Raw genomic sequence first — 14,522 nt, 5'->3', positions numbered from 1 at the left:
TGCCATCATCTTTCCTTATCCCCTGCATACAAATACTCTCCTATCGTTTCGCCAGTTCTTTCACAGGCTGTTTCTTTTCTGATGCTCCTCCCATTTTGAAAACAAGAATTCCACCGATAATGACTAGGACCCCTATTAACTGCTGTGGGGTAAATGGAACCTTCTCTAATCCCAATAAGCCTAAAGAATCGAATAGTAAAGCAAAAACAAGTTGAGAGGACAAGGAAATCGAAACAGCATACGTTGCTCCCAAATTCCTAATCCCTTTTGTCATACAAACAACAACACCAACACCGATAATCCCGCTGAACCAGTACCACGTCTGCATATTTTCCAGATGGAAAAGCCCCGTTCCTTCTGTAATAAAGCCAAGAATAAAGGAAGCAATAAATCCTAGCGCTAATACTAAAGTAGTCGTAGCCCAAAGACCTGCCTTTTGATTGACACGATTATTAAAGATGTTTTGTACCCCAACAAGACTACCGCTAATAAACGCAATAAGTAAGCCATATATCATGTTTTATTCACCCAATCCTTCTTCATAAATACTTTTTCCAGCTAAGCTTGTTAAACCATCCCGATTTTTCACAACAATAAATCCCTTTTTCCGTTCAATCAGACCATCCTGACAAAATTGCTGTATCACTCTATTTAAATGTCGATAACTAGTGCCAATTAAGTTCGCTGTATCCTTTAAATTAATTTCATTTCGTTCCTTATTGTATAAAGGATCCTCTTTATCAAAAGAAACAGACAATAAATAACTAGCCAATCTTACTTCTACTGGATAGAACAAATTGAATCGCATTGAGCTTGATTTGATATAGAATTTCTTTGTAATGATATCCAGCAAAAACTGTAGGAATGGTGCATAGTCACTCGCATATTGCTTTAAATGTCGTTTATGGACACCTATTACTACTACATCTGTTATCGCTTCAACTGTATTAAGAATATCTGTATTTCGTACATATTCAACGTCTCCAACCATTTCTATTGGTGTTTTAAAGGAAAGAATTAACGTTTTTCCTTCTGCTGTCGTTGTGTATATTTTCATCTTCCCATCTACCAGAATGTAAAGATATTCAGATGCCTGCCCTTGTGTACAAATAAATTCCCCTTGGTTAAAAGCATAAAGGTGTAAATGCACTTTCAACTTTTCCGGAAAAATGGCTTCTAATTGAAATTTACGCATATATTCTTCTATCTGCTCTAGGTTTCCAATTTCTTTCACGGATCGTTCTCCTTACATTTTTAATAAAAGAACACCTAATATCATCATGCCAATCCCTATAAACTGCGGCGTTTTCATCTGTTGCTTTTCCAAACCGAACCAACCATTGCTATCTATAATAAAGGTAATAAACAGCTGTGCAATTAAAGCAGTGGAGATGGTTAGTGTAGCTCCCACTAAGTGCATCGCTGTAATTGTGCTGAAAATAACGACCGATGCAAAGGATCCCCCGGCTAAATATAATGGCTTTACTTGTTTATATTTTGAAAAGGCTTCTTCTTTCACTACTAGTAAAATTAAAAGTGCTAGCACAAATCCAGTAAACTGAGTAATGGTAGCTGCCTGCCATGAACCAATATCCTGGCTAATCCTTGCATTCGCCACTCCTTGCAGGGTAATAAATGCACCACCCATAAACGCAAATAAAATACCTCTCATTTGTTCGACTCCTTGCTATTTAATTTCCTTTTTAAAGATAATCGATTTCTAAAAATAGGAAAAGGACATATGTCCTAAATATTCACTTATCCTAGTATAAACTTTTTCCCATAAAAAAACTCCGTTTGAAAACTTAATTTCAGACGGAGTTTATCTATTAAATCTAGATAATTATCTATTAAACAGGTTGTGCTACTAATTTATTTGCAGCAGCAGCAACTTTTTGTAGACCTTCTTCAATGATAGAAGCAGCTTTATCAGGCATTGCGTTATGACCTTCGATAATAACCTCTTCAATGATTTCCATTCCAAATACGCCGCCAAATACTGCACGCATATAGGTAACAGCCATTTCAGAAGAAGCAGCTTCTGGAGTAGAATAAATGCCGCCACGAGCATTTAAAAGGATCGCTTTTTTATCTGTCATTAATTGAATCATGTTACCTTCTGCATCAAATTTAAATGCAAAACCTGCAGCATATACATAATCAATAAATGTTTGTAATTTAGCTGGAATGGTTAAGTTCCAAAGCGGGAATGCGAATACTACTAAATCAGCAGCAGTTAAAGCATCCATTGCTTTTTGTTTTGCAGCTAATAAACGTTGCTCTATATCTGTTAATTCTGTTCCGCTTTGTACTTTACCGAAAGCATCGAATAATTCTTGACCAAAGTAAGGAGTATCTTCTGCATATACATCATATACATTTACATTAAGGTTTTCAGCACCTTTGATAGACTCCATAAACGTTTCATACATTTTGCTTGATACAGCTTCAGAAGCTGGGCGATTGTTTGCTTTTACTACTAATACATTCATTTTATTGCATTTTCCTTTCCCTCTTACAAATTTAAAACTAATGTGAATATCATAACAAACAAAATACCTCTAAGGCAAATATTTTTAAATAAAGATATTTCATTAAATATTTCCAGTTAAATTATGCATAATCCATTCCACTCTAATAAGGAAAAAAGTAAAATAGAAATAAATAATTAGAAGGATTGATGGGATGAAAATTATTATCGATCATGTTACCTCAAAAGAAGTCATTGCTTTATTGGAAGATCACTTACATAGCATGACCCTCCATTCACCTCCTGAAAGCATACATGCTCTTGATGTGGAAGGATTGAGAAAACCAGAAGTAACCTTTTGGAGTGCGTGGGAGGACGCGGAGCTAACCGGCTGCGGTGCATTAAAAGAACTAGATAATAAGCACGGCGAAATAAAGTCTATGAAGACATCTCCTCATCATTTGCGTAAAGGCATAGCAAAAAAGCTACTTCTTCATATTATCGCAGAAGCCAAAAATCGCGGCTATAGCCGATTAAGTTTAGAGACAGGTTCCATGGATGCTTTCCTTCCTGCCAAAAGACTGTATGAAAGATTAGGATTTGAGTATTGCGGGCCATTTTCGGATTATGAGGAAGATCCGAATAGTGTGTTTATGACGTTGGATTTAGAGCAGCCTTCCGTATAATTTGAAAAAGTCGAGAAGGTATCCATCCATCTTCTCGACTTAAAAATTCAATATTTCGTACTTCTTCTTTCCATCAATACAACATCTCTCCACTCACCGTCTAGCTTTCCAATTTTCTCACGAATCCCAACACTTCTAAATCCGCAGCTTTTATGAAGCTGGATACTCGCAATATTTTCTGGAAAAATACCTGATTGTAGTGTCCAGTAGCCATTCGATTCAGAATGTTCAATTAATTTACTCAATAAGAATTTCCCATAACCTTTGTGATGATAATCAGGATGTAAATAAACACTATGCTCCCCAACTCCTTGATATACACAGCGATTCGATACTTTACTGATAGCAGCCCAACCAATCACTCTATTCGCCTCTTCATCTATTAAAACAAAACTGGTAGACAAATCTTTACTACTGCTCCATTTCTCCCAATCTGGAACATTAGTCTCAAAAGTGGCTTGTCTGGATTGAATGCCCAATCTATAGATAGTTGCTATCTCTTCCCAATACTCCTTCAAAATCTTCTCAAGCTTTACGCTCATCCTTTCTCTCCTCCTTCACCTCACAGCAGTTCTCTTGCTTTTCTCCTACTTCTTCTATCATAATGTTACAGCAATCATTTTTCTGCTCTTTTTTGATTATTTTTTTAAAAATGTTCATGATAAATCATTCCTCCTACGAATTGGTTTCCCTTATATAAAATAAAACAAAAAGCCTGAAATCGTGGACATCGAGAAAACGGATAATACAAACGCAAACACTAATTTTCGCTTAAAAATGCTATTTAATAAGCTTAATTCCGGGAGACTTGCTCCTGCTGAGCTAATCATCATTGCCATTACCGGTCCAAGTGCCATCCCTTTGGCAATCAGAATTTGGGAAATCGGAATCATCGACGATAGCCGAATATATAAAGGAATACCGATTATTGCAGCAAGCGGAATCAACCACCAATTCTCTCCGCCTAAGTAGGTTGCCACAAACTCTGTTGGTACGATTCCTCCTATCACCGCTCCAATACCTGCCCCTATTAACAAAAAGGGATAAACAGTTTTCATTAAGGTTAAAATTTCAGAAACCGTATTTTTTAAACTAAACCCCTTCTCTTCTTGATGCGCATTTTTTATAATGACATTTTTCACTTCTTTTTCAAATCCCCATCTCTCTAGCGCAAAGCCAAGGACAATCGAAAGAATCGTCGTGATTACTGTATAATAGAGAGCTACTTTCCATCCCATTAGAACAGCCATTACGGTTAAGATAGTTGGATCTAGCACTGGTGAAGTAAATAGAAAAATCATAACGGTGCTAAAACGGATTTTATTTTTCAATAAATTCACCACAACTGGTATGGTAGAACAGGAACAAAAAGGGGTGATAAAAGCAAAAACAACTGCAATAAGCGCACTAACAATGGGTGGAGTCTTTTTCATCCATATCTCCACTTTGTCATAGCGAACAAAGCCTTGTAGCAAATTAACAACAAAAGATACAACCACAAAAAGAACAGTTAATTCCATTACTAACCATGCGAAGTTTTTCAGCACTTCGTACCACATCTAACATCCCTCCTTTTTATTTGTAAAACACAAGTATTATATCCAGGCTATATTAGGAATGATGTCTAACACAGCCACTTATTTTCCTCATTACTTAACTGGATGACAGCACATACTGCTTTTTGCCATGGAACTATTTAATAACTTTAATGATCGAATAACGGTTTCTTTTTCAAAGTCTGACATAAAGGAGAAAACTTCCTCTAAATATTGATTCATTTGCGTATCAATGGAAGTTGCAATTGCTTTTCCTTGCGTTGTTAATTGGAGTACATATACTCTTTTATCTGTCATTGACTGTTGTTTATTTACTAATTCCATTTTTGCTAAAGATTGAATTTGCCGGCTAAAGGTTGTAATGTCCATTCCAATAATCTCTGCTATTTCTTGCATAGACGGATTATTTCTTTTATCAATTTCATATAAAATATGGCTTTGAACAAGAGATATTTCCGTATTCCCAATAGAACAACAATTCTTATCAAGCACACCAAATCTTCTCATAGTAATTTGTAAAATCTCACGAAGATTTTCCATCATACCGCCTCCTTCCTTTGTTAAAATATTGAAGCTATTTTTATTATAGCTAATTATTTGCATTTTGCAACTATTTATTTTTTACTGTTCTTTAAGAACAGTCCTATCTATACTTTCCGATTGAAAATAATTAGTTCTCCTTTTCTTCCCACCACTCTTCCTCCAGTATCTTCAAACCCTGCTTTCTGATAAACATATTTCGCTCTAGTATTTTTCACATTAACAGCCAAAATTACTTCTTTTTTTGCTGGATAATATTCTTTCACAAAGGGGATTAATAACTCCATAGATTTCCTTCCTACCCCTTGTCCCTGAAAAGAATGCTGGATAGAATAAGCCCGCATTAGAATAGCCTCTTTATTCTCACTATACGCCCTTACTCCCTCCCATCCATGTAGGACAAAGAAACCAGCAACCGCACCGTCCTTTAAAATGACGATGGGATGACGATCTTCTTCTGTTATACATTTCTCTAAAGCATCAAGTGGCATACTAGTATAGTATAACTGCTCCTCCGATAAAAAATATTCTTCTAGTTCCTGCTTATATTTTTCTTGATAAAGTTCCAATGTTATAGCCAAATTAATCACCTCAGCGTCTTTACAAGCACCACTTCATCTCTAATAGGAATACCATGGTTCCCAAGCAAAGGTATTTCTGGTTTAATCTTTCTAGCTTTTTTTACTGCGTCCACTAACAATTCCGATAAGTAATAGCCTCTTTTTTGGTAAAACTTTAATGCGAGTACATTATCATTTGTGGTAATTATTTTGACCTGATTGCATGGGACTTGTTTGGCTGTTTGTTCAACCGTGTGTAAAAGCCTTGTCCCAACGCCCTTTCCTTCATCGACACTGTCTAAAGAGATAATTTCACACTCTGTATCTCTTAAAATGTAGGTTATTAAACCAATCATTTCTCCTTCTTTATTCCAGGCAATACATCCATCTAAAGCACTGCAATCATAAATACCTGTAGAAAGTACCATTTCAGTGCTTCCCCAATGAGATTGGAAAAATGATCTTACATTTTCACGGTTCGTTTCGGTAATAGCGGTAATATTCATATTAATTCCTTCTCCATACAAAGATATTTTTGATGTCCAACAGGCTTAGAGGCAAAGAAAACCTCCCCTTTTTCTATATATCCATGCTTTTTATATAACTTAAGAGCTTGAGGATTTCCTGAAAATGTATCTAATCGGATGCTATCATATCCATTTAACAGAGCGTATTCTTCCATACGCTTGACCATTATTGCCCCTATTCCTTTACCTTGGTAACTGGGGTCAATCATGAGAGAGTGAATAATCAAAGGATTATTTCCATTCCATCGAAGGGTCTTCCACTCCTCTGTTTGCCATTCATTTAATACCACATGTCCTACAATCTTATCCTCTTCTAATAAAACGAATAGCATCTTATTTTCTATGCAGTCTTGAAAATAGTCCACATTTGGATAGTGTTCGTCCCATTGAAAGATATTTTTTTTGATTAGATTTTCTCTGCACTTTACATATATCCTATTAATTTCTGCTAACCTATTGGCTTCTGCCTTTATAAATTCCATTTGATTCCCCTCTTTTTCGTTTCTACTGCCTGTTTCCATCTTACCATTCTCCCTCTTGCAAGGGATGATTTTTTCCTCAAAGTATCCACCTATTATTCCATTTGAGCATATTGACCACATATTTCATGAAATAGAGGTAAAATTATACATAAATAATGGGGAGTAAGGGGTGAATGATGTGTTCGAGAAAACGATATATAAATCTATTTTAAGCAATTCCTTCACCATTCCAGTTAAGGTTACTTATTGGGATGGGAAATCAGCTGTTTATGGTAACGGTGTTCCTGCAATAGAGATTATTTTCAAGAAACCTATTCGTATTAAAGACATTTACAATAACGCATCATTGGCTTTAGGAGAAGCGTATATGGATGGGAAAATAGATATCAAGGGCAGTATAGAGGATTTAATTGCTTCTGCCTATGAGAACGCTTCTAGCTTTATGCAAAGCAATAAATTCAGAAAATTTCTTCCCAAACAGTCCCATACAAAAACAAAGAGTAAAGAAGATGTCCAAAATCATTACGATATCGGCAATGATTTTTATAAACTTTGGTTAGATCGTTCCATGACCTATTCCTGTGCCTATTTCAAGAATCCAGCCGATACATTAGAAACTGCGCAGCAAAATAAGGTAGACCATATTTTAAAAAAATTAAATCTTTCTCCTGGCCAGGACTTATTGGACATTGGCTGTGGATGGGGTAATCTCATTTTTACTGCCGTGAAAGACTATCAAGTTAAGGCAACCGGCATCACTTTAAGCCAAGAACAATATGACTATGTGGTGCAAATGGCTAAAGCAGAAGGATTATCAGAAAGCATAACTGTCTATTTAATGGATTATCGCGATTTAAATGATATGACATTCGATCGCATCACTAGTGTGGGGATGTTTGAACACGTAGGCAAGGAAAATCTTCAAGCATATTTCCAGCTGGTTCACCATTTGCTAAAGGACGATGGAGTAGCCTTGATTCACGGAATTTCACGCCAGCAAGGTGGCGCAACTAATGCTTGGATCAATAAATATATTTTCCCTGGCGGCTATATCCCTGGTGTCTCGGAACTTATTAGCCATATGACAACAGAAAGTCTACAATTAGTTGATTTAGAAAGCCTTCGTCGCCATTATCAAAAAACATTAGAAATGTGGTATGCTAACTTTATCGCTAATCTAGGGGAAGTCCGGAAAATAAAGGATGAACGCTTTATCCGGATGTGGGACTTATACTTGCAAGCATGTGCTGCTTCCTTTAAAGCAAGCAATATTGATGTTATTCAATATTTACTCGTTAAAAATAGCAGCAACCAGCTGCCAATGACAAGAGGATAGGAAATCATTTCTAATGGAAGCAGGAGGATACTACTCCCTCCGCTTCTTTTAAAACTGCTCCATTACTAAGTCCGTATTTACTGCCACCCCGGTCCTACTTCCGTCTGCAGCAGATAGAAGGACAGAGGATGCGCCTGCCTTTTCTGCTTCTCCTGCCACGTAAACATTTTTACAAGTAGTACGACCAGATCCGTCCGTCACTACTACTCCATTAGGATGAACCTCTAATCCAAGCTGCTCTACAAATTGATTAGAACGATAATAGGATGGGATGATAAAACCACCTGTTCTTGCAATCCTATTTCCAGATTTAAATTCGACTTGCTGAAGATAGCCATTTTCCCCCATCAGTCTATTAATCGGTTCTGTTATAATGGAGATATTTCTTTTCTGAAAAACCTCTTTTGTTTTCTCTGAAACAACTGCTCCATTTGTCGTGATTACTAAGTCTTTTGACCAATGATAAATTAATTTCCCCATATGTAAGGCTTGCGCTTCCGTATGGGCAATAACAATAAGTTCTTGATTCCTTAGCTCCCATCCATCACAGTACGGACAACTAAACAGACTTTTCCCATAATATTGCCTTGCATTAGGAATCGGGATTACTTCTTGAACACCAGTTGCAATAATAAGCTTTTCTGTTAAGTATTCATCATGATTCTTTGTTTTAACTAGCAGTAGTCCCCCTTCACCTCTTGCCTTCTCAATGTCAGTTACCCTAGCTTTGAAATAAGAAATATTCGAGTATTTCATTAAATCATCCATTCCTAACTCTTTAAACATCTGAGGGCTTAGCCCGTCTCTTGTAATAAAACCATGGGATTCATGGCTAACCCTATTTCTATTTGTCCCATCATCGAATATGGCAATATTTCGCCTTGCTCTCCCTAATATAAGTGCAGCACTCATTCCAGCTGGACCTGCACCGATAATAACGCAATCAAAAATATTCATCTACAGCACCCCCTCTGCTTCCTCTTTTGATTATATGAATGGGTTAGTAAATATAGTGCTAGAATTAATTTATATAAAATGGTTCAAAAATCCTTAAAAAAAAGAAACCGTTCTTCTGTTTGTTTTGTCTAAATCAATAGATAGAAAGGGGAGGGGAATTTGGAGAAGCAAGAAAGAGATAAAATGCTTAAAAACGCAATGGATACCTATGGTCATTATTTAACCCGACTTGCCTATGCCCTTGTGAAGGACAAACAAAAAGCCGAGGATATTGTGCAGGAAGTGTTTATCCGTTATTACTTACATCTCGATCAATTTGAAGGTAGATCCAGCATTAAAACATATTTATACCGGATAACTGTAAATGAATGCCGAAATTATTTTAAAAGCTGGGCTTATCGAAAAATAGAAGTTTCCAAGCTTGCTAGTACATTTCTTATTGATAAAGAATCGCCTGAAGAAGCTTATTTAAACCTAGAAAACAAATCGTATATTGCTGCCATACTTAATAGACTTCCAATAAAATATAAGGAAGTAATTTGGCTATATTATTATGCGGAATTATCGGTTAAGAAATTAGCGATATATTAAACTGTTCCAGCAACACAGTTAAAACTAGATTAGCAAGAGGACGAAAAAAAGCGCAATTAACAATTAGCGAGGAGGAGATGAAACATGTCAAAAAATATTAAACAATTATTAGATGAAACAATCCCTAGTGATATAACTCTTTCCAAAGAAAATAAACAAAAAATTTTACAAACTGCAAATACACACATGCAAAGATCAACTCCTCCTAGAAGAAAGTTATTCCGTCCTATATTCAGTACACTCGCCATCATAGGTCTCCTTATTATTTTAATTGGACCTTCTCTATTAAATCGGCTTTCTTCACACGAAACATTTGACACACCATTAGAAAAGATAACCATTCCGAACGTAGATTACTCTTCTTTAATTCGTTCTATTTTTATAAGAAGTACGAATGAATTGATTTTTGCCGATAACAAAATAATCTATTCTTATTCACTTACATCTCACTCACAGCAAGTACTTGTTAAGTCTACGGAAGATATTGATATTTATAAAATGGCCGCAAATGAAAATTGGCTTGTTTGGGGAAAAGGAAATGATGACGTTTATATTTTAAATCGAAAAACACAAATGCAGCCAAAACAAATAAACAATGTTATTGGGGATATACAGCTTAAAGAGAATAGGATGATTTATAGTGATGCTTATGGATATAACTGGATAAACTTAACAACCATGGAGGAAGGCATTATACATGAAAACTTAGGAATTGGAAGAAATAGCAAGGCTGATTTATATGAGAACATCCTTGTTATTCCTGAACAATTCAAAACAAATAACAGCAATGAAACAGCGTTCTATGTCTATGATATTACAACTCTTGAACAGATTGGAAAATATAAAGTTCCTTATAAATCAGCAGAATATGTTACCTTAGTAAACAATAAAATATATGCGGCATTTTCAAATGAAGACGAGAGCCCAACTATTTTAGGCTACATTGATCTCTCTAATGGCAATTTTCATCAAATAAAAACGCCTCCGTTTGATAATTTTGCTATATATAAGGAATTCATTGCATTAAGTGTAAAGAAGAACAACTCTGATACAGTAAAATTATATCAATTACAAGACGATGTCTTAAAGGAACTACCAACTTTTAATAACATTAACGAACGATTAGTCGTTCCACGTTTCACCGACGATGGAACTTTAATCGTAAATGGAGAATCAGCAGATTTTTCCATGTATGTACAGGATGTAGAATGAATCAGGGGGGTACGAAGGGACGGTTCCTTCCATCCCCTCTTTCCCAGAAATAATAAAACTATCGCTCTCTTTCTATTAAACAACATATTCCCTATAGCGATTATAGTCTTCTTCCTTGCATTCCATCGTAATAAATACGCCATTATTGTTGTATTCCGTTGACAGAATGTTTGCCTTTTCCTTTAAATAAGAGAGTATATTTCCTTTATCATAAGGAATATTCATTTCGCAGGAAATATATTGGTTAAAGATATTTTTGGCAATCGTATCCACTAGTTCCTTTATTCCGATTTGCTTTTTAGCAGATAGGTACACTACCTCTATTCCAGCCATCGAAGACTCCTCCTGCACTAAATCCACCTTATTAAAGGCATAAATAGTCGGGATATTCTCAGCGTTAAGCTCCTTTAGCGTCTTTTTTGTAACGTTTATTTGCTCTTGATAATTCGGATTAGAGTAGTCTACTACATGGATGAGCAAATCTGCTTCTGCCACTTCCTCTAAAGTAGATCGGAATGCTTTTACTAATTGGTGCGGCAATTTACTAATAAATCCAACCGTATCCGTTAATAAAAAGGATTTATTATTTGGTAACGTAATATTTCGTACAGATGTTTCAAGTGTCGCAAACAACATATTCTTTTCGAACACTTTTTTCTCCGCCGCCGCTTGATAATTTTCCATCAGCACATTCATTAAGGTCGACTTTCCAGCGTTCGTATAGCCAACTAGTGCAATACTTGGCATCTCTTTCTTTTTTCGCATCTTTCGCTGATTTTTACGTTGGACAACAAGTGTATCTAATTCCTTATGCAATCGACTGATTCTGTCCTCAATTCTTCTTCGATCCAATTCTAGCTTCGTTTCTCCAGACCCTCTATTTATGAGCCCTGATCCACCACCTTGACGTCCTAATGATTCGCCTAAGCCAGCTAATCGAGGCAGCATATATTGTAATTTTGCAATTTCCACCTGCAGCATCGCTTCTTTTGTCTTCGCTCTTTGTGCAAAGATATCTAAAATCAATACCGTTCTGTCAATGATTCGGCAATCCGTAGCTTCCTCTAAATTACGAACTTGGGAAGGAGATAGCTCATCATTAAAAAGAACTATTTTCACATCCTTTTCTTCTAGCAATGCTGCTAATTCCTGAAGCTTTCCCTTACCAACATAGTGCCCTGAATGAACCCGATCTAACTTCTGTGTTACTTCCCCAACTACCTCTATATCACAAGCCTCTGCCAATTGAGTGAGCTCTTCCATCGAATTGGAAAAGTCTTCTTTCTGATCATAATGAACGCCTACTACTATCGCTTTTTGTCTTTCTTCCATTTATGTTCCTCCATTCTGCTTATAAAAAAAACACAGGGATTCGCCGCCTGTGTTTTGAATAATCGGAAGAAGAATATTAGTAATTACACCTTGTTTTCTTATAGAAAAATACATCGTTAAGAAACAACCCTAATTTTATTGAAAAATAGGTGCTCAAAAATAAGTATTATTTCTAACTAGAAGACACGAAAAGAGAGTAGAACCCTCTCCTCCCTTTACATCATAACAATTATTTACAACCGTTAATGAAAGGTTTATTTAAAAATAGGCATACTAATCCCGATTACTCTACACACAGGCAGAGCCTTTAAGTACTATAAAATTAGTTACATAAAGTATAAAATCGAGATAGAATTCCACATCTTAAAGCAACCCTCCATTCATCTAATTGCTTTTATTATACCATAACTGTAAATAATTCGGAAGCAGAGGATATGGTCCAGATTATTCCCTTGACATAAAGTTAACTTCATGTTGTATCGTCTAAATACGAGGTGAGAAAAATGTATCAAATTTCAGAAGTTTCTAAGCTTGTTGGCTTGCCTATTCCTACTATTCGGTATTATGAAAAATTAGGGCTGATAGATGCTCCTGTAAAAAATGATAGAGGCTACAAAATATATGATGACAAAATCGTTCAATATCTAGGGTTTATCGTAAATTTAAAAGATACAGATATGCCGTTGGAGCAAATTAAAAAGTATGTAGATGCTTATAAAGAGAAGGATAATCAGAAATGTTATAGCATATTACAGGAGCATGCGGAAAAAATGAAAGTGGAATTAGCAAAACGCCAGCAAATTTTAGAGAAAGTTCAATACAAAATTTCTTACTTTAGTACACTTAAAGGCGGCGGAAAGTAATGCAGCAACCATTACAGACAGGAAATACAGCTAGAACTACAACAGATGAAGTAATAAAAGATATTGATCTATCCGGCAAAATAATCATTATCACTGGCGGTGCAGCCGGACTTGGTCTAGAAACAACGAAAACATTAGCAAAAGCTGGAGCAGCGATTATTATCCCGGTAAGAAATCCAGCTAAAGCACAAGCTTCTCTAGCTGGAATTTCAAATGTTGAGCTTTATCCTGCTTCGTTTGATTTAAGTGATAGAAACACCATAAAATCATTCTGCCAATGGTTTCAAAAAACTCATCAAAAATTAGATATTTTAATTAATGGTGCAGGGATTATGGCTACGCCTCTATCCCGTGACAGCTTTGGAAATGAACTACAAATAGCGACAAATTATTTAGGCCATTTCTTTTTAACAAAAGCATTGCTACCAGAATTAAAGAATGCGAATGGAGCAAGAGTTGTCCATTTAACCTCAAGAGCTCATTGGTTCTCTCCATTTCATTTTGAAGATCCTAACTTTATCGACACACCTTATGATAAGTGGGTGGCCTATGGGCAATCAAAAACAGCTGTTTCCCTATTGAGCGTTGCGCTTGATGAACTATATAAAAAAGACAATATTCGATCCTTTGCGGTACATCCAGGAAGTATTGTTACAAACCTCTCTCATAATCTAACAGATGAAGAATTGTCCGCAATGGGAGCAATTAATAAGAACGGAGAACGCGGCTACGACAGCTACAATAATGAGCATAAAACCATTAAAGAAGGTGCCGCGACCATTGTATGGTGTGCAGTAAGCCCTCAACTAGCAGGCTATGGAGGTGTTTATTGCGAAAATGCAGATATAGCTCCTCTCGCCACAGACGACAGCGATCGAATCGGTGTCAAACCCTGGGCCATAGATAAAGAAGCTGCACTTACATTATGGGAAAAAACTCCTCATTTGTTTAAGTGATCAGAGGGAGGGTTCTCCTACTTCCCTTAATTGTATTTCTTACTGTTTAAACAAAAAGCGGGGGATTAGTAGAACCGTCCCTCTGCTTCCTTTATGCTTTTTGTTAGATTAGTATCGAGCTTGTTTATAAAAGCTTGGAATTCTTTTGTTATATCGATATCTAAATGATTACTTAATACCATAAGCCACCATAAGCATTCGGACAGCTTGTGCTTAAGTTCTTCCTTCTCGTCTCCTGGATAACCCCATGTACCGCTGCTTGCCATCACTAAGCGCCCCAGTACACCAACATCGGTGGAAAACCCGAGCATATCTTCTTGCAACGTCCATTTTCTGCCAAGACTTAGCTGTTCCAACTGATTATATAGCCCTCGGATATATTTAGATTGCTCCAGTGCTTCAGTAAAATCTACTTCCTTGCTTTCTTTATTCATAATGCTCTCCTTTGATTTCA

General features: G+C 36.2%; 21 protein-coding genes. 7 read left to right on the top strand and 14 right to left on the bottom strand.

The genetic code is table 11. The features are described 5' to 3' along the window. Window positions 1-40: 40 nt before the first annotated feature. The 4 genes from AB3U99_RS01505 to AB3U99_RS01490 form a co-directional block, all read right to left on the bottom strand. Window positions 41-517, bottom strand: a complete 477-nt coding sequence (locus AB3U99_RS01505; protein WP_400245032.1) for a DMT family transporter — start codon at window positions 515-517, stop codon at window positions 41-43. Between the two features lie 3 nt (window positions 518-520). Beyond that, window positions 521-1,234: a Crp/Fnr family transcriptional regulator gene (locus tag AB3U99_RS01500; RefSeq protein ID WP_400245031.1), complete on the bottom strand. Its 714-nt coding sequence runs from the start codon at window positions 1,232-1,234 to the stop codon at window positions 521-523. A gap of 12 nt (window positions 1,235-1,246) precedes the next feature. Then, complete coding sequence (locus AB3U99_RS01495; RefSeq protein ID WP_031535137.1) at window positions 1,247-1,672, bottom strand: DMT family transporter; 426 nt, start codon at window positions 1,670-1,672, stop codon at window positions 1,247-1,249. A gap of 178 nt (window positions 1,673-1,850) precedes the next feature. Further along, window positions 1,851-2,492, bottom strand: a complete 642-nt coding sequence (locus AB3U99_RS01490; protein WP_400245030.1) for an FMN-dependent NADH-azoreductase — start codon at window positions 2,490-2,492, stop codon at window positions 1,851-1,853. Between the two features lie 193 nt (window positions 2,493-2,685). Here AB3U99_RS01490 and AB3U99_RS01485 point away from each other — a divergent pair, with 193 nt between their 5' ends. Next, on the top strand, window positions 2,686-3,156 hold the full coding sequence (locus AB3U99_RS01485) for a GNAT family N-acetyltransferase (RefSeq protein WP_400245029.1): 471 nt from the start codon (window positions 2,686-2,688) through the stop codon (window positions 3,154-3,156). A 47-nt stretch (window positions 3,157-3,203) separates the two neighbouring features. Here the strand turns inward: AB3U99_RS01485 and AB3U99_RS01480 are convergent, their stop codons facing one another. The 7 genes from AB3U99_RS01480 to AB3U99_RS01450 form a co-directional block, all read right to left on the bottom strand. After that, window positions 3,204-3,698, bottom strand: a complete 495-nt coding sequence (locus AB3U99_RS01480; RefSeq protein WP_400245028.1) for a GNAT family N-acetyltransferase — start codon at window positions 3,696-3,698, stop codon at window positions 3,204-3,206. Continuing rightward, window positions 3,682-3,816, bottom strand: a complete 135-nt coding sequence (locus tag AB3U99_RS01475) for a hypothetical protein (protein ID WP_400245026.1) — start codon at window positions 3,814-3,816, stop codon at window positions 3,682-3,684. The genes AB3U99_RS01480 and AB3U99_RS01475 overlap by 17 nt, the downstream gene beginning before the upstream one ends. 32 nt (window positions 3,817-3,848) lie before the next feature. Continuing rightward, entirely contained in the window at window positions 3,849-4,715 is an 867-nt protein-coding gene (locus AB3U99_RS01470) for a permease (protein ID WP_400245025.1), read from the bottom strand. Window positions 4,716-4,805: 90 nt separating this feature from the next. After that, on the bottom strand, window positions 4,806-5,252 hold the full coding sequence (locus AB3U99_RS01465; protein ID WP_400245024.1) for a MarR family winged helix-turn-helix transcriptional regulator: 447 nt from the start codon (window positions 5,250-5,252) through the stop codon (window positions 4,806-4,808). A gap of 107 nt (window positions 5,253-5,359) precedes the next feature. After that, window positions 5,360-5,833, bottom strand: a complete 474-nt coding sequence (locus tag AB3U99_RS01460) for a GNAT family N-acetyltransferase (RefSeq protein ID WP_400245022.1) — start codon at window positions 5,831-5,833, stop codon at window positions 5,360-5,362. Window positions 5,834-5,838: 5 nt separating this feature from the next. Continuing rightward, a complete protein-coding gene (locus AB3U99_RS01455; protein ID WP_400245021.1) occupies window positions 5,839-6,318 on the bottom strand; it encodes a GNAT family N-acetyltransferase in 480 nt (159 codons plus the stop codon). Then, the gene (locus AB3U99_RS01450; RefSeq protein ID WP_400245020.1) at window positions 6,315-6,860 is read right to left on the bottom strand and encodes a GNAT family N-acetyltransferase; all 546 of its coding nucleotides are present in this window, start codon (window positions 6,858-6,860) and stop codon (window positions 6,315-6,317) included. The genes AB3U99_RS01455 and AB3U99_RS01450 overlap by 4 nt, the downstream gene beginning before the upstream one ends. 139 nt (window positions 6,861-6,999) lie before the next feature. Between AB3U99_RS01450 and AB3U99_RS01445 the strand changes: the two genes are divergently transcribed. Beyond that, window positions 7,000-8,157 carry a class I SAM-dependent methyltransferase gene (locus AB3U99_RS01445; RefSeq protein ID WP_400247926.1) on the top strand — a complete coding sequence of 386 codons (1,158 nt, stop codon included), beginning with the start codon at window positions 7,000-7,002 and terminating at the stop codon, window positions 8,155-8,157. A 48-nt stretch (window positions 8,158-8,205) separates the two neighbouring features. Here AB3U99_RS01445 and AB3U99_RS01440 read toward each other — a convergent pair whose 3' ends face one another. After that, on the bottom strand, window positions 8,206-9,114 hold the full coding sequence (locus AB3U99_RS01440; protein WP_400245019.1) for an NAD(P)/FAD-dependent oxidoreductase: 909 nt from the start codon (window positions 9,112-9,114) through the stop codon (window positions 8,206-8,208). A gap of 159 nt (window positions 9,115-9,273) precedes the next feature. On the opposite strand from AB3U99_RS01440, the gene AB3U99_RS01435 reads away from it, so the two are divergent. From AB3U99_RS01435 to AB3U99_RS01425, 3 genes are read left to right on the top strand one after another with little or no spacing between them, the layout of a single operon-like run. Continuing rightward, the gene (locus AB3U99_RS01435) at window positions 9,274-9,705 is read left to right on the top strand and encodes a sigma-70 family RNA polymerase sigma factor (protein ID WP_400245018.1); all 432 of its coding nucleotides are present in this window, start codon (window positions 9,274-9,276) and stop codon (window positions 9,703-9,705) included. Continuing rightward, on the top strand, window positions 9,690-9,806 hold the full coding sequence (locus AB3U99_RS01430) for a hypothetical protein (RefSeq protein ID WP_400247925.1): 117 nt from the start codon (window positions 9,690-9,692) through the stop codon (window positions 9,804-9,806). The genes AB3U99_RS01435 and AB3U99_RS01430 overlap by 16 nt, the downstream gene beginning before the upstream one ends. Beyond that, window positions 9,790-10,917: a hypothetical protein gene (locus tag AB3U99_RS01425; RefSeq protein WP_400245017.1), complete on the top strand. Its 1,128-nt coding sequence runs from the start codon at window positions 9,790-9,792 to the stop codon at window positions 10,915-10,917. Before AB3U99_RS01430 ends, AB3U99_RS01425 begins: the two co-directional genes overlap by 17 nt. A 75-nt stretch (window positions 10,918-10,992) precedes the next feature. Here AB3U99_RS01425 and hflX read toward each other — a convergent pair whose 3' ends face one another. Continuing rightward, window positions 10,993-12,249 (bottom strand): GTPase HflX, encoded by a 1,257-nt coding sequence (gene hflX / locus AB3U99_RS01420; RefSeq protein ID WP_400245016.1) that lies wholly within the window; start codon window positions 12,247-12,249, stop codon window positions 10,993-10,995. Between the two features lie 503 nt (window positions 12,250-12,752). On the opposite strand from hflX, the gene AB3U99_RS01415 reads away from it, so the two are divergent. Together AB3U99_RS01415 and AB3U99_RS01410 are read left to right on the top strand one after the other, a co-directional pair. Next, on the top strand, window positions 12,753-13,112 hold the full coding sequence (locus tag AB3U99_RS01415) for a MerR family transcriptional regulator (RefSeq protein WP_400245015.1): 360 nt from the start codon (window positions 12,753-12,755) through the stop codon (window positions 13,110-13,112). Continuing rightward, window positions 13,112-14,068 carry an SDR family NAD(P)-dependent oxidoreductase gene (locus AB3U99_RS01410; RefSeq protein WP_400245014.1) on the top strand — a complete coding sequence of 319 codons (957 nt, stop codon included), beginning with the start codon at window positions 13,112-13,114 and terminating at the stop codon, window positions 14,066-14,068. The genes AB3U99_RS01415 and AB3U99_RS01410 overlap by 1 nt, the downstream gene beginning before the upstream one ends. 65 nt (window positions 14,069-14,133) lie before the next feature. On the opposite strand, the gene AB3U99_RS01405 is transcribed toward AB3U99_RS01410, so the two are convergent. Continuing rightward, complete coding sequence (locus tag AB3U99_RS01405; RefSeq protein WP_400245013.1) at window positions 14,134-14,502, bottom strand: hypothetical protein; 369 nt, start codon at window positions 14,500-14,502, stop codon at window positions 14,134-14,136. Window positions 14,503-14,522 lie beyond the last annotated feature (20 nt).

The sequence above is a fragment of the Niallia tiangongensis genome (assembly GCF_044704065.1).
Taxonomy (GTDB): Bacteria; Bacillota; Bacilli; order Bacillales; family Cytobacillaceae; genus Niallia; species Niallia tiangongensis.
Note: the sequence above shows the minus strand (reverse complement) of the source record. Positions and strands in the feature narration are given on the sequence as shown.